30 protein-coding genes and 1 tRNA gene are annotated in these 25,170 nt (G+C 43.1%); 19 read left to right on the top strand and 12 right to left on the bottom strand.

Annotation, left to right across the window (positions count from 1 at the left end; all coding sequences use genetic code 11):
• Positions 1 to 35: 35 nt before the first annotated feature.
• Positions 36 to 665, top strand: coding sequence for a GTP cyclohydrolase I (folE, locus tag MCUP_RS03165; RefSeq protein ID WP_013737221.1), 630 nt, complete (start codon positions 36 to 38; stop codon positions 663 to 665).
• A 21-nt stretch (positions 666 to 686) separates the two neighbouring features.
• On the opposite strand, the gene glnA is transcribed toward folE, so the two are convergent.
• From glnA to MCUP_RS03120, 9 genes are all read right to left on the bottom strand, one after another.
• Entirely contained in the window at positions 687 to 2,099 is a 1,413-nt protein-coding gene (gene glnA, locus MCUP_RS03160; protein WP_013737220.1) for a type I glutamate--ammonia ligase, read from the bottom strand.
• 121 nt (positions 2,100 to 2,220) lie between these two features.
• The gene (locus MCUP_RS03155) at positions 2,221 to 2,826 is read right to left on the bottom strand and encodes an ATP-binding cassette domain-containing protein (protein ID WP_048057420.1); all 606 of its coding nucleotides are present in this window, start codon (positions 2,824 to 2,826) and stop codon (positions 2,221 to 2,223) included.
• A gap of 41 nt (positions 2,827 to 2,867) precedes the next feature.
• The gene (trxA, locus tag MCUP_RS03150; RefSeq protein ID WP_013737218.1) at positions 2,868 to 3,272 is read right to left on the bottom strand and encodes a thioredoxin; all 405 of its coding nucleotides are present in this window, start codon (positions 3,270 to 3,272) and stop codon (positions 2,868 to 2,870) included.
• Complete coding sequence (locus MCUP_RS03145; RefSeq protein ID WP_013737217.1) at positions 3,265 to 4,620, bottom strand: class I adenylate-forming enzyme family protein; 1,356 nt, start codon at positions 4,618 to 4,620, stop codon at positions 3,265 to 3,267. The genes trxA and MCUP_RS03145 overlap by 8 nt, the downstream gene beginning before the upstream one ends.
• A gap of 153 nt (positions 4,621 to 4,773) precedes the next feature.
• The gene (locus MCUP_RS03140) at positions 4,774 to 5,289 is read right to left on the bottom strand and encodes a gamma carbonic anhydrase family protein (protein ID WP_048057419.1); all 516 of its coding nucleotides are present in this window, start codon (positions 5,287 to 5,289) and stop codon (positions 4,774 to 4,776) included.
• A 2-nt stretch (positions 5,290 to 5,291) separates the two neighbouring features.
• The gene (locus MCUP_RS03135) at positions 5,292 to 6,329 is read right to left on the bottom strand and encodes an RsmB/NOP family class I SAM-dependent RNA methyltransferase (RefSeq protein ID WP_013737215.1); all 1,038 of its coding nucleotides are present in this window, start codon (positions 6,327 to 6,329) and stop codon (positions 5,292 to 5,294) included.
• Positions 6,316 to 7,173 carry a beta-ribofuranosylaminobenzene 5'-phosphate synthase family protein gene (locus tag MCUP_RS03130; protein ID WP_013737214.1) on the bottom strand — a complete coding sequence of 286 codons (858 nt, stop codon included), beginning with the start codon at positions 7,171 to 7,173 and terminating at the stop codon, positions 6,316 to 6,318. The genes MCUP_RS03135 and MCUP_RS03130 overlap by 14 nt, the downstream gene beginning before the upstream one ends.
• Before the next feature lie 77 nt (positions 7,174 to 7,250).
• Positions 7,251 to 8,105: a site-specific tyrosine recombinase/integron integrase gene (gene xerA, locus MCUP_RS03125; protein WP_013737213.1), complete on the bottom strand. Its 855-nt coding sequence runs from the start codon at positions 8,103 to 8,105 to the stop codon at positions 7,251 to 7,253.
• A gap of 54 nt (positions 8,106 to 8,159) precedes the next feature.
• Entirely contained in the window at positions 8,160 to 9,836 is a 1,677-nt protein-coding gene (locus MCUP_RS03120) for a hypothetical protein (protein ID WP_013737212.1), read from the bottom strand.
• A gap of 80 nt (positions 9,837 to 9,916) precedes the next feature.
• On the opposite strand from MCUP_RS03120, the gene MCUP_RS03115 reads away from it, so the two are divergent.
• Together MCUP_RS03115 and MCUP_RS03110 are read left to right on the top strand one after the other, a co-directional pair.
• A complete protein-coding gene (locus MCUP_RS03115) occupies positions 9,917 to 10,912 on the top strand; it encodes a DUF711 family protein (RefSeq protein WP_013737211.1) in 996 nt (331 codons plus the stop codon).
• Positions 10,913 to 10,961: 49 nt separating this feature from the next.
• A complete protein-coding gene (locus MCUP_RS03110) occupies positions 10,962 to 12,011 on the top strand; it encodes a phosphate signaling complex PhoU family protein (protein ID WP_013737210.1) in 1,050 nt (349 codons plus the stop codon).
• Between the two features lie 3 nt (positions 12,012 to 12,014).
• Here MCUP_RS03110 and MCUP_RS03105 read toward each other — a convergent pair whose 3' ends face one another.
• Complete coding sequence (locus tag MCUP_RS03105; RefSeq protein ID WP_013737209.1) at positions 12,015 to 13,175, bottom strand: nicotinate phosphoribosyltransferase; 1,161 nt, start codon at positions 13,173 to 13,175, stop codon at positions 12,015 to 12,017.
• Between the two features lie 55 nt (positions 13,176 to 13,230).
• On the opposite strand from MCUP_RS03105, the gene MCUP_RS03100 reads away from it, so the two are divergent.
• Genes MCUP_RS03100 through MCUP_RS03025 form a run of 16 tightly spaced genes read left to right on the top strand, consistent with a single transcriptional unit; the run spans position 13,231 to position 23,564 of the window.
• Positions 13,231 to 13,701, top strand: a complete 471-nt coding sequence (locus MCUP_RS03100; protein ID WP_013737208.1) for a 30S ribosomal protein S19e — start codon at positions 13,231 to 13,233, stop codon at positions 13,699 to 13,701.
• Positions 13,702 to 13,705: 4 nt separating this feature from the next.
• The gene (locus tag MCUP_RS03095; RefSeq protein ID WP_013737207.1) at positions 13,706 to 14,059 is read left to right on the top strand and encodes a DNA-binding protein; all 354 of its coding nucleotides are present in this window, start codon (positions 13,706 to 13,708) and stop codon (positions 14,057 to 14,059) included.
• Positions 14,056 to 14,211: a 50S ribosomal protein L39e gene (locus MCUP_RS03090; RefSeq protein WP_013737206.1), complete on the top strand. Its 156-nt coding sequence runs from the start codon at positions 14,056 to 14,058 to the stop codon at positions 14,209 to 14,211. Before MCUP_RS03095 ends, MCUP_RS03090 begins: the two co-directional genes overlap by 4 nt.
• Before the next feature lie 3 nt (positions 14,212 to 14,214).
• Complete coding sequence (locus MCUP_RS03085; protein WP_013737205.1) at positions 14,215 to 14,481, top strand: 50S ribosomal protein L31e; 267 nt, start codon at positions 14,215 to 14,217, stop codon at positions 14,479 to 14,481.
• Positions 14,478 to 15,149, top strand: coding sequence for a translation initiation factor IF-6 (locus tag MCUP_RS03080; protein ID WP_013737204.1), 672 nt, complete (start codon positions 14,478 to 14,480; stop codon positions 15,147 to 15,149). Before MCUP_RS03085 ends, MCUP_RS03080 begins: the two co-directional genes overlap by 4 nt.
• Position 15,150: 1 nt before the next feature.
• Positions 15,151 to 15,411: a 50S ribosomal protein L18Ae gene (rpl18a, locus tag MCUP_RS03075; protein ID WP_048057418.1), complete on the top strand. Its 261-nt coding sequence runs from the start codon at positions 15,151 to 15,153 to the stop codon at positions 15,409 to 15,411.
• Positions 15,412 to 15,413: 2 nt separating this feature from the next.
• The gene (gene pfdA / locus MCUP_RS03070; protein WP_237698016.1) at positions 15,414 to 15,863 is read left to right on the top strand and encodes a prefoldin subunit alpha; all 450 of its coding nucleotides are present in this window, start codon (positions 15,414 to 15,416) and stop codon (positions 15,861 to 15,863) included.
• Positions 15,860 to 16,996, top strand: coding sequence for a signal recognition particle-docking protein FtsY (gene ftsY / locus MCUP_RS03065; RefSeq protein ID WP_013737201.1), 1,137 nt, complete (start codon positions 15,860 to 15,862; stop codon positions 16,994 to 16,996). Before pfdA ends, ftsY begins: the two co-directional genes overlap by 4 nt.
• 44 nt (positions 16,997 to 17,040) lie before the next feature.
• Positions 17,041 to 17,220, top strand: a complete 180-nt coding sequence (locus tag MCUP_RS03060; protein ID WP_013737200.1) for a preprotein translocase subunit SecE — start codon at positions 17,041 to 17,043, stop codon at positions 17,218 to 17,220.
• A gap of 12 nt (positions 17,221 to 17,232) precedes the next feature.
• Positions 17,233 to 17,694: a transcription elongation factor Spt5 gene (locus MCUP_RS03055; protein WP_013737199.1), complete on the top strand. Its 462-nt coding sequence runs from the start codon at positions 17,233 to 17,235 to the stop codon at positions 17,692 to 17,694.
• A gap of 10 nt (positions 17,695 to 17,704) precedes the next feature.
• Entirely contained in the window at positions 17,705 to 18,208 is a 504-nt protein-coding gene (locus MCUP_RS03050) for a 50S ribosomal protein L11 (protein WP_013737198.1), read from the top strand.
• Between the two features lie 9 nt (positions 18,209 to 18,217).
• The gene (locus MCUP_RS03045) at positions 18,218 to 18,874 is read left to right on the top strand and encodes a 50S ribosomal protein L1 (protein ID WP_013737197.1); all 657 of its coding nucleotides are present in this window, start codon (positions 18,218 to 18,220) and stop codon (positions 18,872 to 18,874) included.
• The gene (locus MCUP_RS03040; RefSeq protein WP_148230891.1) at positions 18,871 to 19,872 is read left to right on the top strand and encodes a 50S ribosomal protein L10; all 1,002 of its coding nucleotides are present in this window, start codon (positions 18,871 to 18,873) and stop codon (positions 19,870 to 19,872) included. The genes MCUP_RS03045 and MCUP_RS03040 overlap by 4 nt, the downstream gene beginning before the upstream one ends.
• A 43-nt stretch (positions 19,873 to 19,915) precedes the next feature.
• Entirely contained in the window at positions 19,916 to 20,224 is a 309-nt protein-coding gene (rpl12p, locus tag MCUP_RS03035; RefSeq protein WP_013737195.1) for a 50S ribosomal protein P1, read from the top strand.
• Positions 20,225 to 20,272: 48 nt separating this feature from the next.
• A complete protein-coding gene (alaS, locus tag MCUP_RS03030; protein ID WP_013737194.1) occupies positions 20,273 to 22,984 on the top strand; it encodes an alanine--tRNA ligase in 2,712 nt (903 codons plus the stop codon).
• Positions 22,944 to 23,564: a DUF434 domain-containing protein gene (locus MCUP_RS03025; RefSeq protein ID WP_083808561.1), complete on the top strand. Its 621-nt coding sequence runs from the start codon at positions 22,944 to 22,946 to the stop codon at positions 23,562 to 23,564. Before alaS ends, MCUP_RS03025 begins: the two co-directional genes overlap by 41 nt.
• 5 nt (positions 23,565 to 23,569) lie before the next feature.
• Here the strand turns inward: MCUP_RS03025 and MCUP_RS03020 are convergent.
• Both MCUP_RS03020 and MCUP_RS03015 read right to left on the bottom strand, forming a co-directional pair.
• A tRNA-Arg gene (locus MCUP_RS03020) sits at positions 23,570 to 23,657 on the bottom strand.
• Positions 23,658 to 23,733: 76 nt separating this feature from the next.
• The gene (locus MCUP_RS03015) at positions 23,734 to 25,083 is read right to left on the bottom strand and encodes a hypothetical protein (protein WP_013737192.1); all 1,350 of its coding nucleotides are present in this window, start codon (positions 25,081 to 25,083) and stop codon (positions 23,734 to 23,736) included.
• Positions 25,084 to 25,170 lie beyond the last annotated feature (87 nt).

Below are 25,170 nucleotides of genomic sequence, written 5' to 3'. Positions count from 1 at the left end.
TTTTAGTACATCGAACCACTTTACAGTGTTCTGCCATGGAAACATCCTTAAGCAAGGAAAAGTTAGAAGAGGAGATAGCAAAGAGAGTGAGGGAGATTCTAGAACTTCTCGGTGAGGACCCTAATAGGGAGGGCTTAGTGGAGACACCCCATAGAGTGGCTAGAGCTTTCCTAGAGATGACTTCAGCGCTGAGGAACTCTCAACCTGAACTTAAGGTTTTCAATCTCGAGGCAAACGGAACAGAGTACGAACAAGACCAGATTGTGTTAGCCTCTGACATTCAGTTCTCCTCCCTTTGTGAGCACCATCTGTTACCGTTTGTAGGAAAGATACACGTAGCGTACGTAATTGGAGAGGAAAAGAAAGTTGCAGGATTTAGTAAGATAATCAGGATAGTCAACTATTACGCTTCAAAGCCACAAATACAGGAAAGATTAGTGAGCGAAATAGCGGATGCCATAATGAATAGCGATCTGCAACCTAGAGGCGTGATGGTTATAGGGGATGCTATACATATGTGCTCTTACGTGAGAGGGGTAAAGGATAAGGAGGCCAGACTGCTCTCAGTGGCTAGTAGAGGTTTATTCAAAACTAACAGATCTCTTAGAAATAATGTATTTAGAATGTTAGAGATTTCAAACAAGAGGGGATTCAGATTAGCATAAATTTTTAGAAAACTTCTGCGTTCACACATCCAAGTAATAATATATCTCTATTGGATGAGGATACATCTGTATTGTTCTACTTTCGTCCCTCTTTAGATCAATGTAGGTCTCTAATATAGATGAGTTAAATATTGGTTTAAGGAACTCGTTATCCGACTCGAGCTCGTCTAAAGCCTCGTCTAATGACCTAGGCAGCTCCTTTATACCTAGTTCTTTTCTCTTCTCTGGGGTAAGATGATAGATGTTAGTATCCACCGGGTTTCCAGGATCAATTTTCTTCTTTATTCCATCTAGTGCTGCAGCAGCTATGGCAGAGAAGGCCAGGTACGGATTGGTTGAGGGATCCGGAGCTCTGTACTCTATTCTCTTAGCCTTTTCCATACCTTTATAATAGGAAGGTACCCTGATCACGGCGCTCCTGTTTCCTTTACTCCACGCTACGTATACTGGAGCCTCAAAACCGGGTATGAGCCTCCTGTAACTATTTACGGTAGGAGAGACTATTGCAGATAAGGATCTAGCGTGATGCAATATACCTCCTATTATATACCTACCGGTTTGGCTAAGCTCTGCGTACTCATCACTTGGATCATACATCATGTTCTTTCCGTTCTTGTTCCATAAGCTGAAGTGCGTGTGCATGCCCGTGCCGTTATCTCCATATAACGGTTTCGGCATAAAGGTTGGTACTAAACCGTACTTAGCTGCTACGTTTCTTATGACGTATTTTAGAGTTTGTAACTTGTCAGCTGTTTCGACCAGTGTGGAGAACCTGAAGTCTATCTCTCCCTGACCAGCAGTGGCTACTTCGTGATGAGAAGCTTCTATTACGAAACCAAAGTGTTTTGTCAAAGTTTGAACTATATCTAACCTTACGTCCATTAACTGGTCAACTGGAGGTGCTGGATAATAACCCTCCTTATACCTTATTATGTACCCTCCATTCCCATTCCACGGCGCCTCTCTTGCTGTAATCTTATAGCCAGTCCCTTGCTGGGGAGTCTTTACATCGATATCGACCCTATCAAAAAGGAAAAACTCTAACTCTGGGCCATAGTATGAGGTGTAACCCTCGCTCGACAATACGCTCTCCGCAGTTTCGGCCACATATCTTGGATCTCTTTCAAATCTTCCCTTTCCTCCTCCCCAATACACTTTAGTCAAAACCCTTGCTACCGAAGGAGACCAAGGAAGCGAAACTAGCGATTCGAGAACTGGAAAGAGCACCATATCGCTTTCGTATATCGTGGTAAATCCCTTTATGCTACTGCCATCTAACTTGCCAAAGCCATTCTTTATCTCCTCTTCAGTAAAATCTGCGGCAGGGATTGTCACATGTTGTAATCTCCCGGGCAGATCAGTGAACTGTAAATCAATCCATTCTATTTTATTTTTTCTAACGTAATCAACCGCTTCTTGTGGCGTTGTAGGCATGTATCTCGGTATCCTTGTAGTGATATAAAAAATTGATTCCATTCTTTATGAATGGATTTTATTAACTTATATATTCTTTTAAAAAGTATTCCAAAACTCCCGTTATTTAACAAACTACAAACTAGAATCTTTTAATCAAAGTTCCTTTACTCATCACGTAATGATGATCTGCATAAGCGGAATCTTCCTGATCCTGGGTCGTAAAAACTAGATCAAATCCGTAAGATCTCCTTACGTCAATCAAGCTCTTTATGAAAGCTTCCTTGTCGCTAATGTTAGATAACGCCTCATCTATCAATAAAACAGAAGGTTTTCTAAGAACCGCAGTAGCTATCGCCACCCTCTCCCTTTGGCCTAGACTCAACTCCTTCATCTTACCTGAAAAGTTAATCGAAAACTTCTGTTTTACATTAGCTAACTCCTCTGTGCTTCGCATCCCTTTTCTAAGCTTCAGGGCGAAATTCAGGTGCTTATCTACCGTCAGGGACGGAATAAACGAGTCCTGTGCAACATATACTACCCCTCTTTCCTCTGGTGGTAATGTAGACACGTCCTTACCTGAGACTATAACGTGACCTGAGTCCTGCTTAATGAATCCCGCTACAATGTTTAATAGAGTAGTCTTACCAGATCCATTATGACCAGTTATACAAATGATTCCTTCATCCTCCATCCTGGCTTTTAAAATAAAACTGTTGATCTTTTTTGTAACATCGACATCTATCATTTTAAAATCAAATAGGCATTAACAAGCATATTTAATAAAAGTTAGGTGTGAACGTATTTTTTCACCGCTTGCTCTAAAGTCTCCTCATCCACTGCACCTACTAGAGTTTCTTTCAATTCTCCATCAACGAAAACCAATGTTGTAGGAATGTTCATTACACCGAATTTATCAGCAGTTTTTGGATTTTCGTCCACGTTAAGTCTTCCAAACAGGGCTACGTTATCGTACTTAGAAGCCACCCTCTTGAAAACAGGCTCATAAAGGTGACAGGGAGCGCACCATGGAGCCCAAAAATCAACTATAACTACCTTGTTCTTCGATAACAATTCGTCAATGTTGTTGTCTGTAATCGCAAGTGTCTTATCCTCCTTCTTTCTCTCAAGTTCTTTAGCCTTTCTATTCAGCTTATCTGCTATCTCTTTGACTAATTCTTCTACGCTAGTCAAGTCTGTTCACGAAATTAATTCTCTTTAACCTCTTATAAAACGCTACTCTAGAGTTAACGTAGTTCAACAACTCATCCTCTTTAATTCTGTACCCATCCTTAACCACAACGTTTGCTACAGGTTGTTGCCCCATGTTCCCAGCATCTTCACCGTACACTCTAGCTTCCTTTACGCCAGGGTGAGACATGAGCATGAGTTCTAAGTCCCTTGGGAATATAGGGTACCCTTTATACTTTAGCATCCGTTTTTTGACCCCCTTGAAGTACAGAAGCCCTCTTTCGTCAAACGATACCAAGTCACCGGTCTTCAGCCATCCGTCCTCCCAGACCAAGGAGTTCTCGCTTTCATCTGAATATCCCAACATCAGCCACGGCGCTTTTACCCATAACTCACCCGTCTCTCCTGGTTTGCTTAGAGTCTTATCTTCCTTTACGACCTTAATTTCCACTCCTTTCATCGGCTTACCAATAGTAATGACGTCATTAACATCCAAAGGTTGAACAGTAAGCACTAAGCCCTCTGTAAAACCGTACTGTTGAACTATGTTCTTGTTAAACTTCTCCCTAAACCCATTGATAGTTTTTGGGAACAAAGGTGCGGCTGTGCTAATGCAAACCTTCAGTGAGCTCAATCCATGGCCGCTTTCAATTAACGAGTCGTAAACCATTGGTACTGTTGCTAAGAAATTCATTGAGTACTTGTTTATTAAATTACTAACCTCAATGGGGTCAAATTTCTTTATTGGGACGAGCTCACCTCCCGACTCTAGCGTAACGCCGAGTACACTATTTCCCAGAACATGGGCTATAGGTACTGTGAGTACGGTGGAAATCCTGTTGAGACCTATCGTTTCATATAAGACTCTGTTGTTTAGCTCCACTCTTAGTCCACTGTGGATTACCTCCATTGTTCTCCCCGCGATCCCTGCGTAATAATAAGATAGACCTGGCGTTCTGTCTTCGTAGTCTCTCGCATTGATCCTCATCTCTGAATTAAAGGAGGGAATGACAGAACGAAAGTCTTTCAATACCTCCCTCTCACGCTTTTGTGTCTCGTCGTCTGTAAAGATCACATCGGGTGATGAGTCCTCTAGAATAAACCTTAAGTCCTCTGATGAGGTCAACGGATCTATAGCAACTACTTTTGCTCCAGCCCAAAAACCTGCAATATAAGTTAGAACGGAGTCTATCGAGTTGAACATGAAATGGGCAACTACCGAACCTTCCGAAATGCTTGAGGCAAGCCTTGATACCCTATCCGCAGCCTGCTCATAAGTGAGCTTTTCAGGGATTAAATAACCGTTAGGTATTTCTTTGCTCCACTTTTCTAGAACCTTCCCTATGCTCATTCTATATCTTATATTACAACTAAACGATACGATTTAACTTTTTAGACTCTAACTACGAGCGTACGAACCGGAGTACAATATAGCGTTTAAAAGCTCATGGACATGAAAAGAATTTAACGCCATAGTTAAAGCTCTTGACTTGCCTGAGCGTATCTAGTTATGAGATTTTCTAAGAATTTTTATTTCTTCAATGTATTCTAAGGCGTTTCTTTTAATCATGTTGATTTCCTCCTGAGTCAACTTTCTCAAAACCTTTGCAGGCACGCCAAGCGCCAGGCTATTCGATGGAATCTCTTTACCTTCTGTCACAACAGCTCCGGCCCCTATTATGACGTTATCCCCAACTCTAGCTCCATTAAGTAGTATAGCTCCCATTCCTATTATTACGTTGTTTCCAACCTCTGCACCGTGAATTACGGCGTTGTGACCTATACTTACGAAATCGCCTATCCTTATCTTAAAACCTCTATCTGTGTGCAAAGAACAGTTCTCTTGAACGTTTGTACCCTCACCTAAGGTTATCATATCGTTATCTCCCCTTATTACTGAGTAGTGCCAAACACTGGAGAGCCGACCAATTTCCACATCACCAATTATGTATGAGGTAGGATGTACGTATGCCTCTGGATTAATTCTGGGCTTTTTCCCCAAGAAATCTTCAACAGGCATTATCATCTTTTAATCAGCTTCGCTATAAAGAATCCGGTAATATCGTGAACGTTGGGATGGAACCTCAGCGAAAACTCGATCTCAAATCGTGGATCAGAAATTACCTCCTCGTTCTCTTGCAGCGTAGTGGTACATGTGGAGTAAACTAGAGTTCCACCTCGTTTAAGTATTGCCCATGCAGAATTAATGAATTGTTTTTGATAAGAGGAGAAATTTAATATATCATTTTTATCCTTCTTGTCATATAATTTAGGTCTAACCCCTAAAGCCGAGCACGGTGGATCTATTATCACTTTATCTACATCCTTAATCCCAAGATCTCTATCTAAATACCTAGAATCCGCTACGTAAACTCTTATAGGCATCTTGAGAAGTTCAAGTTTACTCCTCAATTTCTCTATCTTCTTTTGCGAATGATCGAAACCTACCAAGTTGACTTTGGGCTCTAACTGATAGATGTGCGTTAACTTCCCTCCTGGAAACGCGTTCATGTCAACTATTCTCTCGCCAGGTTTAGGGTCCACTATCCTAGCCACGTACATAGAGGCCTTTCCCTGAGATATAGCTAACCCTGACTTTATCACGTCTAGCTCTGAGATCTTTGGGGAGACGTATATAGACTCAGTAACTTGGACCGTCCAATCGTCCCTTTTTAGAAAACCGTTAGCCACGTGATGTCCGGAGTCTGATAAAACTGAAACCTTTGAACCCTTTCCCTCGATCCTCTTTATCCCGGGTTTATAAACGTTGGCTCCCAACATCGCGCTCTCAGCAGTTCTCTTATCTACGACTACTTTAGTTTCTAACATTTCGAGCCTATTGGGTCCCTTAACCTCTGCGTAATACGCCTCCTCAAAATCCTCGTCTTCCTTAAGACCTTCTTCAAACCTCACTTCTTTCAAACGTAAGGTGTTAACTCTCACGTATAGCCTTGAGTTCGGTCTACCTAAGGACTCAAGGAATTCGTTAAGAGAACTACCATAGACCTTCCCTAACTCTCCCAAAACGAACTCGTCGTATAAAAGTTCAGGACCATTCAACTCGTGCACCTACGTTATTTGGACGTGTAACCCAACCGCCAAACCTTGACACCAGCTCCTCACCCTCTCTCTTCGTCGGCACGAACGTGTAAACTGCAGGTCCAAAAGAGGAAAGACCTGGAGGAAAACCTTTCACATATAAGTTTTTCATAAAGTTTTTTACGTTTTCCGACTGTAACTCTACTTCGATTTTCTTAAATCCTAGACCTTGGATTTTCCATAAGGCGTCTAAGACTCCAGAGATGTCCCTTTCAGCTACGCTCGGAATGAACTCCATTAAGGTTACCCTAGATAGCTCATCTGCTCCAGTGACGGGGAGTTTAAACGCGTTTAGCTCATTCGTCCCAAAGATCCTTTTACCTTCTGGAATGTTGACGTAGACGTACCACGGAAAATCGTATCTTAGCAATAGAGGTGGCGGAGGAGAGCTTGAGTAATCTGAAGGAAGGGGTGAGGACTTAACTTTAGTTGAGTGCCCTCCATCCACTACGAAACCTCCCCTCTCAAAGGCGTGTACCCCAACTCCTGAGGTACCTCCCCTCTTTACCATTTTAGCTAGTTCCGTAGCGCTTTTCTTTTCCAAATTAAGTTCTGATATCAATTTTGCGACTGACAGTAAGTACTGAGTAGTGTGTCCCAATCCTACGTGTTCTTCATAGTCTTCCTTTATACATATCTTGCTTGGGGGTAAACCTACGACGCTTACAGTCTGACAAGGTTCGGAGCTCACTACAACCCTTGGACGTTCTAGCGCCACCCCCATACCTCCATCTATCCTACCGTGCTTTCCTTCTAGGTCAAAGAGAGTTATATGAATCCTTGATAGCCCTATTACTCTTAGCATTTCCTATACATCAGGGACTACCATTTATCTTAAACCTATCTTAGCGTTCAACAGTCTCTACTGGAGCTAAGCGAGGACTAACCCTCAAATACATCCCTATACACTCTTTTTAGGTCATCTGTCATTAAGTGGGTGTATATCTGAGTCGTCTTAATGTCCTTATGCCCTAACAACCTCTGTACCACTGGAAGAGGTGCACCCTTCTTTATCGCATTCGTGGCGAAGGTGTGCCTAAGTATGTGAGGCCTTAACCAACTAATCCCGTTTTTCTTTCCTAACCTCTTCACCAACTTATATAGAGCTTGATACGTTATCTCAAAAACTCTCTCATTCTCTCCCTTCTTGGTTTTCCTAATGAACTGATTAAGCAGTGAGGCAGTTCTCGCGGTGAAAAAAACTATCCTTTCCTCGCCGTTCTTCGTCTCTCTGACTCTTATGGTTCTTTCCTGGAGATCTAAATCGCCCACAGTGATCGATAAAAGTTCAGAGGAACGAAGACCGGTATCTAAAAGCAATGAAATTAAAGCCCTGTCTCTCAACCTCTTACAAGAGGAGATAATATTCTCGATCTCGCTCTCTCTTAAAGCTCTTCTCTCTGGCGTTCTGATGCGGGGAACGGGTGGCCTCACGTTAACCCCTAACCACCTAAGGAAGCGTCTAACCGCTATAACGTAACTCCTTATCGTTGAAGCCCTGCCTTTTCTATCCCCTGTTTTCGACCTTCCTTCTCTCACGCTAAGGACGTTTATCCAGTTGATAACGTCCTGTGTTGTAACTTCATTGGGGTTCTTATTTACAAATTTCAAGAAATCGTTAATTGCGCTATAGTAAAGTTTTATAGTTCCCTGACCAGCACCTGAAAGTTTTAGAGATTGAATGAAATATTGAAAAGGATCGGCGTCTTTAGGTGGCTCCCCTAACTGGAGTCTCATATGATAAAAGATTAGTGAGTATTATAATAAAAGAGATTCAGCGAATAACTCGCTCTAATAGGCTACTAAATTAAGTGATGCCTCTCCTCCGTTGGACAGGGGGAGGGTTGAAGTGTAAATCTGTCCCTTGTCCAGCGAGGGATTTATAGTCAGACCGGTACCCCACTGAACGTATGAGTAAGTTACGCCGAAGTAGAATTTGTAACTATGTACACCTGGGTAAATCGTTAGTGGCTCGATATTGGGTGAAAAGTAACCCCACGTTCCTATGTAATACTGATTCCCGTTGAAGATTACTGGATCAGCGTAAACTATTGACTGATAGGTTGAGTCCAGAGTCACGTTTACCTCGTACATGTAGAGGTTTCCCTGAGTTACGTAGCAAAATATCCCGGTGTTAACCAATGTGACTCCACCATCGCCTACCTGGGACACTGAACCTGTGGGCACGCCTTCTAAAGTAGTTCTATTCAAGATCTGAATCCCAGAGAGTAGTATGGAGGGGTTACCCTTAACCTCAGTGCTTCCTGATGATGCTTGCGACCCTGCCGGTAGGTTAACTATGGCCACCCCATGAATGAGGTGAGCAGGAACGAAAGGAGTGTCCTCCTGATATCCTGAACTACCAAAAGATACGCTGTTAAACACAAGAGGTTCACCGTTTATAAGAAACTCTAAACCCTTTGGCGTATCTTGTATATCCAAACTAAGGGATCCCTGGAACTGTTGCACTTGAGATATCGCGGTTATTCCGTTGACCTTAACAATGTAAAAACCTATATCTGGATTATCCATTACGTTACCAACGCCAAACGAAGTATAGCTCGCGAGAGCAACGATATGCTCTGAGTAGCTGTGGTATTCTATCCAAATCCATTCTGTGCTCTGACCTGAGGTTATAACTAATGATAAAGGTAGAGTGAAATAACCACAGTCGATTTCAGGTCCTAGGGTTTGAGAGATAACACCTGCACTAAACGTCCCTCCCTGAAACACCTGTCCAAGGCTCCACGATATGTTCAAGTTTATAGAAGTGCCGTTATAAAATGGGAAAAGCAATGATGCGTTATAAATTGAGTTATCCTCGAAATGTTGAGGATAGATAAAAGTAAATCCTTGTGTCATGATGGGGTTAAAATTCTCGAAATTGGACGAAGCGTAACTTTGGAATTGTTGAGGTATCTCATCGCCTATGTTATATTGCCCTGGTACGTAATAGTAGGACTGAGTAGGTACAGTTACCTTAAACGTTGGATCGAGGGGATCTGTATATACGTTAAAGTCCTGGATCGAGTACGCCCCCAAAACAGATCCAGGAGGTAGATCCGGGATCGGAAGAGTGGGAGTTAACGTATCCGTTTGCGATAAAGGAGGTATATTTGATACGTTAAAGTACTCCCCTTGGTTGGTTACCAGTATGGCCCATTTGTAACCGCCAATTATTGAACTTATTGACACGGGATCTGAACTTATTGACATGTTGAGCTGCTCAGTTTCTCCATCTGGATAAATTACGTACGCAATGGTTACAGGCCTATCTGAATAAATCCTATCCCCTGGCAATTCGACTATACTAGCTGGTACGTTGTTTAAGTCGCTTGTGACTGCCCTAATTCCTTGGAATGAAACGTTTTGAAAATAGAGGATTACACTTACCACAGATATAAATATTATAATGAGAATTATACTAGCTATGATCCCGGATACACCTTTTCTCTTAGAGGCCCTCATGATGGTTTGATTAACTAAATAATATACGCGGTAAACTGAAAGTTACAAGTTTTTATTCTGATGAAAGTATCCATTGAATTATGAAAGTAAGATCTCTAACGGCCGTAGCTAAGGAGATCTCAAGGCCCTCCATTGAGGACATCTCGTCAAAGCTAACTTCTTTAGACATAGATACGTTCTCTAAGAGGCTCACGTTACCTCCACCTGTAGGAATCGGCTTGGATAAGTTAGTCGATTACTTGCAGGAGCCTAACCTCCTTTACTCTATAGGAGCCTTAATGAGTGATGACCCGCGCATATCTCAAATCCCAAGTTTATTGTCCTCCTCTGACAAACTTTTCGCACACGTGATGTTGAGAAAAGAGGATGACATCCCTAGAGTAGTTAAGATTATAGGTGAGCTCGAGCCAGAACAGGCTACTAGATTTGCTGTTCTTTTAAACCACGAAACGCTGTTGACGCCATATTATCCTACGTCTTCTGGAGACGGCATACGTTCTGGCATCTTGATGTCTTTAATATACGTTGAAGAGGTAATGAGAGGACAGATAACAGAGTCTTTAATGAAGGCAAAAGAGATAGGTGAGTCGATTGAGAAAAGGACAGGTCTGAAGTTCCTGGGGGTAGATCCGTCGGTATCACCTTGGAACGAAGAAAGTGTGGGCTTCTTGATTGAAAGTAGGCTCGGAAAAGAATTGTATTCCCCAGGGGTCTTATCCATAATTTTTGACCTTAATAGAGCTATACTTAAGAGCTCCATTGAAGCTGGGATAGATCCTATAGGTTTTTCAGAGGTTATGCTGCCCGTTGCAGAAGATGATGTGCTCAAGAAAAGGGCTATTGAGGGCAAACTAACCTTATCTCACCTAATTAACATGAGCAGCGCATGTGCGGCAGGACTTGACATGGTAGGAATAGTCTATGATAAGGAATATTTTATAAAAATAATGAAGGACCTACTAGTTCTTCACACTCTAAAGAGGAGGCCATATGGAGTTAGAATTATACCTTCCTATGGCGAAGACAAAATGTACACTAAAAATTTCGGCATTATTCCTGTTGTCAAAACAATATAGACACGGTTTAAATTACTTTTATATACTCTTGAACTGTATAGAGAGTTATATGGAAGTTAGAAGAGTTCAAAAATTCGGGAAATCTACTCTCATGGTTTCACTTCCAGCAGATTGGGTTAAAGAGGTCAGTTTAAACCCCGGAGAGAGCATCTACTTAGAGGTAGATGAGGACGGCAGCCTCAAAGTTTATCCACCTAACCTTAGGACGGAGAGCGTCCCAAGAGAGATGAAAGTCAAGATTTCTATCACAACCTCACCCGAACTGATGACCAGAATAATCTATAGTCTATATATTCTAGGATTTGATAAAATAACAATAGAAACACTTAACGGTCCCTTTAGCGAAGACCTGTTAAGAAAAATAAAGGAATCGGTGAGAAGCCTCATTGGACTGGAGATAGTCTCTCAGGACATAACAAGTATTCAGATCCAGTCCTTCTTAGATCCTACAAAGTATAACATTGGGAGTTTAGTAAATAGGCTAACTAACACGTTAAAGCAAATGCTACACTACCTTAACTTAGGTATAAGAGAGGCTAGTAGAACTTTCCTTCAGGAGGTAGTAGAGTTAGAGAAAGAAGTGGATAGGCTGTACTACCTTTCACTTAGACAGTTACTGCTCGCGCAAGTAAATAGAAGTCTAGCCTACATGATTGGTGTCAAAAGGATCCAGATCGTAGGAAATAGGATCCTCATGAAGGCTGCTGAAGAGGCCGCAGACGAAATAAGTGAGGCAGCAAACGATCTTCTAAGTCTTCATCCTGAAGATCTAGCACTTCTTAAGATGTCATGGGATAAAATGGATATGCTTATCGATCAGACGTCGGTGGTGATCGATCACGTTGTTAAAGTGTTGAATAAAGAGGATATAAAGTTAGTAAACGAGGCGCTAGAAGAGTTGAGAACATTGAGGAGGGTACTGTTATCTGACGCCCTGCTTTTAGAGGAGAAAATACAGAGAATGAACGCACCAAAAGTTGCAACAGCTATAAGAACGCTTAACCTTAGACTTTACAACGCGATCAGGAGAATGGAGCCAATTGCCGAAATTGCGTTCAATAGAGGTATAGAAGGACTAAAGGAAGTCGTTATAGAGTAGATCTCAACTTGAAATATTAACTTGAAACTCCTTCAGTTGAGATATGACTTTTTCTCTAATCTCTTTTGGAGTTGGCAACTCCCTCACCATCTTCCCATTTTCCATGTATTTCTTAACGAGAGGCTCACAGCTCATTTCGTTAGCCCAAGGGACTATATAGTCTTTATTCCCGCATCGAAAAACCTGTTTGAATCCAGGCCATTTACCCCGCTTTGTAATAGGTACCCATTTACCTTCTATGAATTTCTCTACAATGTCTGCACTAAAGTCTACACTACTCGGAAAGGCAACGCTCGTGCCGACCCCGAAACCGTCCACGTAATCCCTAAGCTCAACTATCTGAGCCTCGTCTAACCCACCGCTCACTATAATCTTGACGTTTGAGTAACCGTGAAGGTTTAGGGTCCATCTAATTTCCTGGATTATCTTTCTAAAGTTCCCCCTTCTACTTGAAGGTGTGTCTAACCTAATTCCGTAAAGCCTATCTCCCAGAAGTTGTGCAGCCTTCAGCGCCTCAGTTCTTTCATCCTCAAACGTGTCTACAAGCATGATCCTAGGTACTTCAGGATCAACGCCTTTGTCAAAGAGGCTCCACGCCTTTACGTTATCTCCAACTACAAGCATCAAAGCGTGAGGCATGGTACCAGAGGGTTTCACACCCAACTCGGCCTCGCTAAAGGCTCCAGATACCCCATCCATGCCGCCTACGTAAGCCGACCTATCTACCATTGGAGCTATTGCCGGATGAACAGATCTGAGACCAAAGAATATAACTTGCTTATCTAATGCTAAACTTTTGACTCTAGCCGCTTTAGTTGCTATACTGCTGGCATGTCTGATTATACCGAGTATTGACGTCTCTAAAACTCCGAAGTCCATATAGTTTCCCTCTATCACCATTACAGGTTCAACCTCTCTAAAGATAGTACCCTCATCCATGGCGTAAACGTTGACGTCCTTTCCTTCTAGCAGATAAAGAGATTCCTCAAGCCCAGCGAATACGGCCCATTCGTACCCTTTGGGAAGTCCATAGGAGTGAAACTCCATTCTCACTTTTACGTCTGTTATCCCAGCTTTCTCAAGCGCCTTAGACGTTCTCTCAAAGTAGATATCGGTTATCTTTCCTTCCCTAATCTCCTGTGGGGAAGCTATGTGTAATTTCACGCTGATATATTGATGAGGTTAATTTTTAAACCTTCGGGAATGAGCATGTATTGATATGATAACCGCTAAGATGGTACCACCGGATTTGCTGGTAAAGAAGCTTTCAGAGTACCTGAGGAATAACGTTAATGAAGTTAAACCGCCTGAATGGTCTCTCATAGCGAAAACTGCCTCATTTAAAGAGAGGATTCCAGACGATCCCCAGTCATGGTGGTATATGAGGGCAGCATCGTTGTTGAGAAAGCTCTACGTTATGAACTCTTTCGGCGTGTCCAAGTCGGCCAGATTGTACGGAGGGCTCAAGAGGAGAGGCACTAAACCTCCTATTTCGGCTAGGGCATCGGGCCATCCAACAAGGCTGATATTTCAACAGCTCGAAAGGGCTGGCCTGGTCTCAAAGAGCAAGGGGGGTAAGAGAGGAAGAACTTTAACCCCTCAGGGAGTTTCCTTATTGAATAAGCTTTCTCACGAAATCTTTATAGATTTAGCTAACAATAATCCTGCTTTGAAGAAATACTCGGAGTGATACCATGTCTCAAGATGATTACACAGATCCGGAGTTAGAGGAGTTGATTAGAAGGAGGGCCCAGACTGAAAGTAAAAGGGCAGCGGAAGAGAGGCAGAAAAAAGCAGAGTTGCAGGCAAGAAAGGAGGCTCTATTACGTTCTATCCTGTCTCCAGAAGCTAGACAGAGACTAACTAACGTTAAGCTAATTAAACCTGAGCTTGCTGAGTCGCTTGAAGATCAGTTGATAGCTTTAGCTCAGGCAGGCAGAATAAGGATACCTGTGACAGACGATGAGCTTAAAGAGATCCTATCCCAAATAGCTGACCAGAGCAAGAAGGATTTCAAGATACAAATAAGAGAAAGGGGTTGGAAATGAGTAGATATAAGCCATCAGGCGTAAAGAGAAGGCTAAGTAAAGCTTTGAAATCGAACTCGGCAGTACCTGCGTGGGTTATATTAAAGACGAACGGGAAGTTTAGGTTGAATCCTAAGAGAAGAAACTGGAGAAGGAATGACCTAAAGGTGTGAGATATGGAACAGAAGGATAACTTTGAGATGATAATTAACCTTAGCAAGGCTCACGAATCTAAGAAACCTGTGAAGTTTAAGAGGGCTTTAAACGAGATAAGAGACACTGTAAGAAGGCACTTTGGAGCTGAGAAAGTGGTGCTAGATCAAGTTCTAGTGAGCAAGTTATCTACTAACTCGAGGGATAAGATAGCGAGAAAGGTTAGAGTATCAATCAATAAAATTGGTGAAAAGACTTTTCTTGTGAAACTAGCAGTGAAACCTGAATGAACATTCAGAGATTCAGCGTATTTGGAAGTGACAACGTAGGGGTGTACATTTTTACAAACGATAAGTACACCATTATACCAACTAACTTAGATAAGCAAACTAAGAGCTTAATCCAGGAAAATCTGAACACGGAGCTAATAGAGACCACGGTGGCTGACAGTTTCTTGATAGGAATTTTCGTCACTGGAAACAACGGAACGATCCTCCTACCCAGGATAGCTAAGGAGGAGGAGATAAAGGGAATTAAAAACGTTGCCAAAGACGTTAACTTGGAGGTTCTAGATGTGAGAGCAACAGCGCTTGGTAACATAATCCTTACTAACGATAAGGGAGCGATGGTGTATCCAGAACTTTCAGATGCCGAAGTGAAATCCATTCAAAAGGCGTTAAACGTAGAAGAGATAAAGAAAGGTAGCATAGCTCAAGTGATTATAGTTGGGTCTGTAGGAGTTGTGACCTCTAATGGCGGATTAGTACATATAGAGACGCCTGAGAGTGAACTCAAATCCCTAAGCGCTCTGTTTAAGGTGAACTTAGAGGTTGGCACTGTTAACTTCGGTAACGCCTTCGTAAGAAGTGGGATGATAGCTAATAGGCATGGCGTCCTCGTTGGGTCCTCGACAACTGGGCCAGAGATTTTAAGAATACAGAGAGCTTTTAGTGAGTGAGATGACAGAAGTTAAAACTTTCATGGTAGTTGGGTCTGCTCTCTTCAACGAGAGCGAATTTCCTATAAGGCAAAAGTTTGTAAAATACGTTAGGGCACTTAATGAAAACCAGGCTAAAGAAAAGGTCTACATGGATTTGGGAAGTAAAAATAAGATAAGAAGGAAGAATATAAACATTGTAGAAATTAAGGAAATTGATCCTTCAACTTCAAAAGAAAAAAGAATAAAAGAACTGTCTAAATTAGATAAGATAATATTGTGATAATGATGTCTGACTCAACAAGCCCTGGAAGAGTTGTGGTGAGCCTAGAGGATTTACTTGCCCAAGCAGATGCGTTAAGGAAGAGCATAGATGCGCTGCAGAAGTTAAGGGATGAGGTTTATGAGTCGCTCAACTCTGTAAAGAGTTCTAAAGACGCGATAAATTTGCTCAAGACTCAAGGGAAAGATCTAATGCTCTCTGCAGATAGGAGAGGGTACGTACTGCTGAAGGTAAACGAAATACCCATTTCCAAAGTACTTGTTAACCTTGGATTAGGTTACTACGCTGAAATAGAGCCGGACCAAGCCTCTAAGATACTTGATGAAAAGGAGGACGAGTTAAATAAAAGCTTACAGGATATAACGCAGAGGTTAAATAAGGCCTTAGAGGAGTACACACAGATAGCTGAGTTCTTAAACAGAGCTCAACAGTCTCAACGTTCAGGTGAGTGAACTGTTTCGACAGGCTGAAGAAGGCTTTTTCTTCCTTTACGGAAAAGATTTCAAATAAACTTGAAGAGAAGAAAGAGGAGATAAAGGAGACGGAGAGGCCCTCCGGTCCTCCTCAAGAACCTGTAGTTACCAGTGACACTCAGGTTCCAGAACAGGATCAGACCCCTAAGAGAGAGACGACGGAACTGAAACCTGAACAACGGATTGCAGATCAAGCTGTGCAGAACAGTGAGAACGTCCAGAGGCGAGAGGATAGAAAATTTGACCTCTTTGGTTTCATACGATACAAGGAGATAAAAGAGGAGGACGTCTCAGATCTGATCGATGAGCTCAGATTTGAGCTTTTAGAAGATGACGTCTCACTTGAAGTCACAGAAAAGATACTAGAGGATTTGAAGAGAAACCTTGTTGGAAAGAAAGTTTCGAGAAAGGAGAACCTGGAACAATTAATACATGAATCTTTAAAAAAATCATTAAAGGATATACTGAAAAAAAATTACATAGAAAAGGACGTCGTGGAAACCATTAAAACGTCTAAGAAGCCTTTCGTTGTGATGTTCTTTGGGGTTAATGGAGTAGGAAAGACCACAACTATTGCTAAGTTTGCTATGTTGCTAAAAAAGAGCGGTCTCTCCGTTATAATAGCGGCGTCAGATACGTTCAGAGCTGCCGCTCAGGAGCAGTTAGCCGTACATGCGTCAAAGCTTGAGGTACCGTTAGTCAAAGGGAAATACGGAGGAGATCCAGCATCGGTGGCTTTCGACGCTATCCAATCCGCAAAGAGCAGAGGTATTGATGCGGTTTTAATAGACACTGCAGGGAGGATGCATACGGACAAAGACCTGGTGGAAGAGTTGAGAAGATTGGTGAGGATTGCAAAACCTAACTTGAAGGTCCTTGTATTAGATTCGTTAGCAGGGAACGATGCGTTGAAACAGGCCGAGTATTTTGAGAAGGCGGTGGGATACGACTTCGTAATATTAACTAAAGTTGACGCTGACGCGAAAGGTGGAATAGCTCTCTCCTTAGCCTACGAACTGGGTAAACCGGTGATGTACCTTGGAATGGGTCAAGATTACGACTCTTTGGTTAAGTTTAACCCAGACTGGTTTACAGAACGCCTCCTCAGCTAACGTCATTAGTTAAATTAATATTTTATGCAAATGATTATGAGAGTATGGGTTTAGCTGATAGGTTAAGGAAGCTGAGGGAGGACTGGAAGAGGATCATCAGTGTGTCAAAGAAACCTGACAGAAGCATGTTCTACCTAAACTTGAGAGTGACGCTTATCGTTCTCCTTTTCGTCGGGTTGCTAGCTTTCCTAGTACAGTTAGCCTTTTCCATACTGCTTGGTTAGAGGGATGGTAAGTTGGAAGCCTCAAAAGTAAGGAACTTTTATGCGATTAAGGTGACTGGAGGACAAGAGATGAGCGTAGCGATCATGTTAGAGGAGAGGATAAAGACTAATGGAATCAATGAAGTCTTTTCTATAATAGTCCCACCTGCCCTTAAGGGATACTTGATAGTTGAGAGCTCCGGTCCTCACGTCGTAAAGTTAATAATATCCGGCATAAGGCACGTTAGAGGTATAGCTCCAGGTCTAGTTCCTAAGACTGACATCATGAACATGGTATCTAAGAAGCCTACAGGTCCGGCGATCAAAACGGGAGACATGGTGGAGGTCGTTTCTGGTCCGTTCAGAGGGATGCAGGCTCAAGTAATGGGATATAACGCAGAACGCGGAGAAGTAGTTTTAAATATACTGGAATCAGCCTTTCCCTTACAGGTAACAATACCTGTGGATCAAGTCAGAACTGTAAAAAAGAGTTAAGGTGAGCTTAATGGCGAAAAAGTCAATAAAAGTAGTGGTAGAGGGAGGGAACGTAAAACCGGGTCCACCCCTCGCTCCAACCCTGTCCCAACTTGGGTTAAACGTTGGGGAAGTCGTTAAGAAGATAAACGAAGCTACGTCTCAGTTCAAAGGTATGACTGTACCAGTGACGTTGGATGTTGATACTGATACCAAAAAGTACGAGCTGTCGGTGGGAGTTCCGACCACTACTTCTCTCCTCCTCAAGAAGGCTGGAGCCAACGAGCCTTCTGGGGATCCAGAACACAAAAAAGTCGGAAACATCTCAATTGAAGACGTAATCGAGATAGCCATATCTAAGAAACCTTCAATAACCGCCCTTCAACTCAAGGGAGCTGTCAAAAGCATACTGGGAACTGCGAAGAGCATCGGACTAACTGTTGAAAACAAGGATCCGAAGGTCCTTGTAAAAGAGATAGAAGAAGGTAAATATGACGAAAAGCTTAGAGAAGCTGAGGGGAAGTGGAACTCTTAGGGTGATAAAATGATAGTTTCTAAAGAGAGAATTGAAGAGGCCGTAAAAAAGGTCCTAGAGAAAGAGAACAACCCAAAAAGGGAGTTCACGCAGAGTGTTGAGCTTATAATAGCTTTCAAGGACGTCGACATGAAGAGGGGAGACATAAAGCTCAGGGAGGCAGTAGTATTACCTAGACCACCCTCTAAACCTAGAAACGTTCTAGTAGTACCTTCGCTTGAACAGATAGAATCTGCAAAGAGGGCTGAGCCGAACGTTATCCTTTCCAAGGAAGAACTTCAGAAGCTTCAAGGCGCAAAGAGGGCAGTAAAGAAACTGGCTAGCAAAAACCAGTGGTTCCTCATCTCTCAAGACTCCATGTCGTTGGCTGGTAGGATACTCGGTCCTTCTCTAGGTCCCAGAGGTAAGTTCCCTACTCCATTACCTTCCTCGTCTGACATTAGCGAGTACATTATGAGGTATAAGAGATCTACACTAGTCAAGACAAAGGACCAACCCCACACTCAGACGTTCGTAGGAACGGAAGATCAGGGAGTGAATGACCTGGTTGAGAACGTTTTCACAGTTCTTAACGCGATAGAAGGAAAGATTAAGGGGCCTTCTTACGTCAAAGCTATATATATCAAAACCACAATGAGTAAACCAGTTCAGATTAACCTGAAGTGATGATCATGAGTTTAGCTCAAGAAAGGGAACTTCCAAAGTGGAAAGTTGATGAGGTCTCGGAGATAGAGGAGAAACTAAGGAACTCTAAAACGTTAATAATAGTTAACATAGAGGGTTTCCCGGCAGATAAGTTACACGAGATCAGGAAGAAGTTGAGGGGGAAAGCTGAGATTAAGGTTACAAAGAACACGTTGTTCTTAATAGCTGCTAAGAGAGCTGGCTTGGATACTCAAAAACTCGAGAGCTACATAACCGGGAGTAACGCCTTCATTTTCTCCAACGAGAATCCTTTCGCCATATCTATCTTCCTCTCAAAGTTCAAGCTGAAACGCTACCCTATGCCCGGTGATAAGGCTGACGAAGAGGTGGTGATACCAGCAGGGGACACTGGGATGACCGCAGGTCCAATATTGAGCACTTTCGGTAAACTTAAGGTTCAGACTAAGGTTCAGGACGGTAAGGTTCATGTGATTAAGGATACTGTAATAGCGAAGCCAGGTGATCCTATACCTGCTGAGGCCGTACCCATAATTCAGAAACTGGGAATAATGCCAGTTTACGTTAAGCTAAAGCTAAAGGCGGCATATCACGATCAGCTTATAATCCCTGTAAGCGAGCTAGAGATAAACTTAGACAACTATGTGGCAATGATAAGTGAGGCGTCTAGAAACTCTCTAGCTCTTGGGGTTGAGATAGCCTATCCGGTTCCAGAGGTGCTGAAACTAACGTTAGGTAAGGCCTTCATGAGGGCAACTGCTCTAGCTGGAGAAGCTGGGTTCTTAACTCCAGAGACAGCCGATGCGGTATTAAGTAGAGCTGTGACTAAAGCTTACGCTCTAGCCTCATCTATAAGCGGAAAGGTTGACCTAGGGATACAAGTACCTAAGGCCGCGGCCCCAGCTGCGCAGGAGAAGAAGGAAGAGAAGAAGGAAGAGGAAGAGAAGAAAGGACCCAGCGACGAAGAGATAGCTGGTGGGCTGTCCTCTCTGTTTGGATAAATTAGTTTTTTAAAGTCGTTCTCCACATCATAGGTGATTAAAAATGGAATACATATATGCCAGTTTGCTTTTGCACTCCGCAAAGAAGGAAATAACAGAGGACGCGGTAAAAGGAGTACTTTCGGCCGCTGGAGTAGAGGTTGATGAAGTTAGGGTCAAGGCTGTAGTGGCCGCTCTAAAGGAAGTGAACATAGACGAAGTGTTAAAGAACGCAACTGCTATGCCCGTAGTAGCTGCTCCGGCCGCGGCCCCAGCTGCGCAGGAGAAGAAGGAAGAGAAGAAGGAAGAGGAAGAGAAGAAAGGACCCAGCGACGAAGAGATAGCTGGTGGGCTGTCCTCTCTGTTTGGATAAATTAGTTTTTTAGAAGACGTTTTAATCCTCTCCTCGATTTTTATAACCATGAAGGGAAACTCTGAAGAGTACAGGTTGAAGTTCTTTTTAGATCGCGACTATCTCAGAAGAGAGTGTAAGGTCTGTAGAACCCCTTTCTGGAGTAAAGACAAGACGCGTGAGGACTGCGCAGACATCCCTTGCTCTGATTACACTTTCTTAGACATGAAGGAGGGCTCACTCAACTTGAGCATGAGTGAGGCTAGGAGGAAATTCCTTGATTTCTTTAGGAGAAACGGTCATGAGGTGATCCAGCCCAAGCCGGTCTTAGCTAGATGGAGAGAGGACCTTTACTTAACTATAGCTAGCATTGTCGACTTCCAGCCTTACATAACCAGTGGAGTCTCACCGCCCCCTGCTAACCCTCTTGTGATATCCCAACCTTGTATAAGAATGGATGACGTGGACAACGTTGGGATCACATTCGGGAGACATTTGACCACCTTCGAGATGGGAGGACATCATGCTTTCAATTACCCAGATAAGTTTATCTACTGGAAGGATGAGACGGTAGCTTACGCTAAGGAGTTCTTTACCGAGGAGATGAAGATCCCTGAGGAGCTCCTCAACTTTAAGGAGTCTTGGTGGGAAGGAGGAGGAAACGCTGGACCTTCCTTTGAGGTTACGGTGGGGGGACTTGAGCTCGCTACACTAGTTTTCATGCAATACGAGATCAAAGGGGATCAATACGTTCCCTTAAAGTTGAAGATAGTTGATACAGGATATGGAATTGAAAGGTTGGCTTGGTTCACCCAAAAGACTCCCACGTCTTTCCATGCGATCTATGGAGAGCTCGTAGATAAGTTCGTGGGGAAGCTTAATATGCCCAGGCTGGACAACGGAATCCTCAAGGTAGCCTCCAGATACGCTGGCAGAATAGATCCAGATCTGCCGAGCACCGTAGAAGAACATAGGAGACAAGTCGCCCAAACTCTGGGTCTACCAGTCAAGGAAGTTAGTGATGAGCTCACGAGGGCTGCTAGAGTTTTCCAAGTTTTAGATCACACCAAGACCATCTCCTTAATGTTGGGAGACGGTCTAGTTCCATCAAGTGGAGGTGAGGGTTACCTAGGAAGGCTACTGATCAGGAGAGCGCTAAGAACATTAAAGCTTCTAGGGATTGATGTTAGGTTATCGGAGTTAGTAGAGATGCAAATAGAGTTCTGGGGAAAGGACTTCACCCAATTGTATAGGAACAGGGATTACATAATTGACGCGGTCAATTTGGAGCAGGAGAAGTTCAGGGAAGTGTTAACTAAGATGACCGCTGTGGCGAACTCCTTCGCTCAAAGAAAGGATGTAGGAGTGGAGGACTTGATAAGGCTTTACGACTCTCATGGAATTCCACCCGATTTAATAGCTGATGAATTGAGGTCCAAAGGCTTGAAAGTAGAAATCCCTCACAATTTCTACTCTATTGTGGCCAAGAGACATCAGAGCGCACCAGTTAAGAAGGAGTGGGAAACGACTAAGTTACCTTTAGAGGTTGTAAACCAGGTGAAGGACTTGGAACCCACAGAGAAGGTTTATTATCAAGATCAATACGCCAGGAAGTTCGAAGGGAAGGTAATCAAGTCCATAGGGAAGTACCTCGTTCTAAACAGGACTGTGTTCTACCCTGAGGGCGGAGGCCAGCTAGGAGATCAGGGATGGATCACGATCGGGAACGAGAGGATAAAGGTCGTGGACACTCAGAAAGTGAACGAGGTTGTAGTACACGTTATGGAGAGAGAAGTTGACCTTAAAGGCAATGAGACGGTCCAAGGGGAGATAGACTGGGTGAGGAGATTTAGAATGATGAGACATCACACGGCGACTCACGTGATTCTAGCTGCGGCCAAGAAGCTGCTAGGGGATCACGTATGGCAGGCTGGGGCTGAGAAGACCCCGGAAAAGGCTAGACTCGACATAACCCATCATAAAAACCTAAGCGAGGAAGATATCATTAAGTTGGAGCATATGGCCAATCAGGTGATCGATGATAGAAGACCAGTAACCCCATTCGAAATAAACCGAACTGAGGCGGAGTTGAAGTTCGGCGTGTCCATATACGAAGGAGGAGTTCCTAACAAGCCGACCCTAAGGCTTTTAGACATCAAGGACTGGGACGTAGAGAGCTGCGGAGGGACCCACGTCTCTAACACCGCTGATATAGGAGGGGTCAAGATAATAAACGTGGAGAAGATACAGGATGGAATAATCAGGTTAGAGTACGTAGCTGGTGACGTAGTGTCTCTTTACGCTAGGCAACTCGAGGATAAGATATCGTCGCTGGCCTCTAAGTTAGAAACTTCACCGTCCCAACTAGAGTTCAGGTTAAACAAGTTGATAGAAGAGAACGAGGAGATGAAGGAGTTAGTAGCCTCTTATAGGAGACAGTTCCTAGAGGGAGTGGAGAGAGTAGTTGAGCTCAGGAGAATAAATGAGATAACTCTAGCCTTATTGCCCACCATGGTTGATACGGAACTGGAGAAAGAAGCGATAAGGAGATTGACATCTAAGGAAAAGGTAGTGGCTATTCACGTTAGCCAAACTAATGGTAAGCTCAAAGTTGATATAGGAACTAGCAGAGACTTGAACGTTTCCTTCATAGTTAACAACCTGGTTAAAGCTGGAGCTAAGGGAGGGGGAAAGGGGACCTTCGCTTCACTGATGATGGAAGGTAAAAAGGAGGAGATAATTGATATCGTGGAGAGAGCAATTAAGTCGGGCTATTCTTGATTACAGATACCTTATGGACAGGGGATATAACTCAAAACCCTCTTTAGATCTCATATCTGGGAGATATGAGCTGAGCAGGGAGGAGAGACTCCTCCTATATAGATGCGTCCATTCGGAGAGCCAAGCTAGAGAAGTTAGAGAGAAGATAGGGCTGGATGGAACGCTTATAATTGACGGGTTTAACGTAGGGTTAACCCTACTTAGCGTTTGGGACGGAGATCAGGTCTTCTTGTGCGATGACCTGTTCTTGAGGGACTTAGCGTCTGGAAAGAAGAAACAGGACTCTAGGATCGTTCACGCTCTGATCACTGTAGCCGAACTCCTCCTATCCTTAGGTCTGGAGTTCCTGATCGTACTAGACTCTCAGGTGAGCGGAAGCGGAGAAATCGCAGCCAAGTTGAGAAAAATGGGAATAAATGCCAAAGTGGCGAGCAAGGCTGATAAAGAGATCATAGAGATGCGAGGGGTTTCAGTAACGAGCGACTTCGTCGTACTAACTCGATCGAAAAAGGTGTATGACGTTTGTACTCTCCTAGTTGATAGAAGCCAGGTAATCAACATAAGGGATTTCATAGGTTGAGGGAGCGGACCCGGGGGGATTCGGACCCCCGACCCTCGGCTCACTTCGACCTCTTAGGAGGCCGGCGCTCTATCCTGGCTGAGCTACGGGTCCCTATCTTTAAAGTCGGGCGTATCAAAAAAGATTTACGCTTTAACCTTATACCTCTAGAACGCGATTTTTCTACGCGTTAACCTATTATCCAAGTGTTAGAGCCTGACTCAGGAGGTATGTATAACGTAGATAACGTTTCAGCACCGTTTGGATAATACCAAAGCAAAGCGTAAGTTTGCAGAGGAGGAGAAGAGGAAGGATACACGAAGAACCAGTAAACTATTCCATTTAGAGTTTTATCATTGTTGTTTTTAATTATATTATATAAATTAACTGTATTATTGTAGAACGCATTGTGTTGTAGTACCGTGGATGAAACGTTGTAAAAAGCGGCCCCGCTATCCTTCTGGCTTTTTTGACCGTTATCCTTTTGAGTTACCAAAAAGGCTTGAGTTATCTCATCCGTTGAGCTCTTAGATCCGAACGTAATTGAACCTATGTAACTGTTTGTCGTTCCTTGACTTTCAAGAGGTATTTGTTTTATTTCATCTTTCATACTATTATACAATGTAACTCCGTTGTTTACCTGGTTTCCATACGAAATATTAATAAAATAGAAATTAAATTGAGAAACAGTACCTAATGATTCAATATTGGTGGACCCACCTAGATTGCTCTTCAAATAAAGAGTCAGACCGCTTTGGTACACACAGATGTAGTGGTATTTATTGTTCGTGCTATTGAACGTGAAGTAAACTATTGAGGAGTTCTGGGTTGAATTCATAAGAGGTTCAAACCAGAGGCCAATTTGAACACCTTGATTGCTCGAGAAAAGATGCGGAGGTTTGTATGAGGTCGTTGTACTATTTAGATCAAAAGGTGGAGTATGAGTGACCACGTATAAGCCTAGCCCACCGTTAGATGGATTAACGTAAGTGTAATAAACCCTATACCACTTCCCAAACTCGTAGGTTAACAACCAAACTACCACGATCTGACCCGGTTTCACCTTCGCGTTAATTAAGAAAGTACCTTCTGGTTTAGACGAGTAAACCTGCGCGTTCAAATTCAGTTGTTGTCCTTGAGGGACGCTAACTACGCCGTCCAACTTAAAGCTAGTTAACTGGACGTATTTTCCGCTAACGTTCTCTAACACGGTTGAGTTTTGCCCTCCCAGAGGGGTGTACAAATAGGGACCTAGGCCAGGCAAGGGATTAGCCACAAAGGTAACTATTGAAACGTTCTTCACTGGGGTGGAGTACCAAACAAGGAAAGATACGTTAAAGTAAGAAAAGTCGGGTCCGATCCCCTGATATGAGATTGGGGAGACGGTCAATTGGGTCTGCTTAGCCTGAGACACCAAGATTTGGGTCTGACTCAAAGATATGCCTTGAATCGAGAAGTATGATGAGAAGAGGGCAAATATCGCTATAGCTAAGAGAAGAGTAACCGCTACGATGATCAAAGAGGTAACAACGGACGGCATGAATATATCTTATTTTCTATACATAAAAGGGTTAATGAAACGATCGTCCTGAACTACATCGCTGATTTGCAAGTTTTTTGGACCTTT

Source organism: Metallosphaera cuprina Ar-4 (assembly GCF_000204925.1).
Classification (GTDB): Archaea; Thermoproteota; Thermoprotei_A; order Sulfolobales; family Sulfolobaceae; genus Metallosphaera; species Metallosphaera cuprina.
Note: the sequence above shows the minus strand (reverse complement) of the source record. Positions and strands in the feature narration are given on the sequence as shown.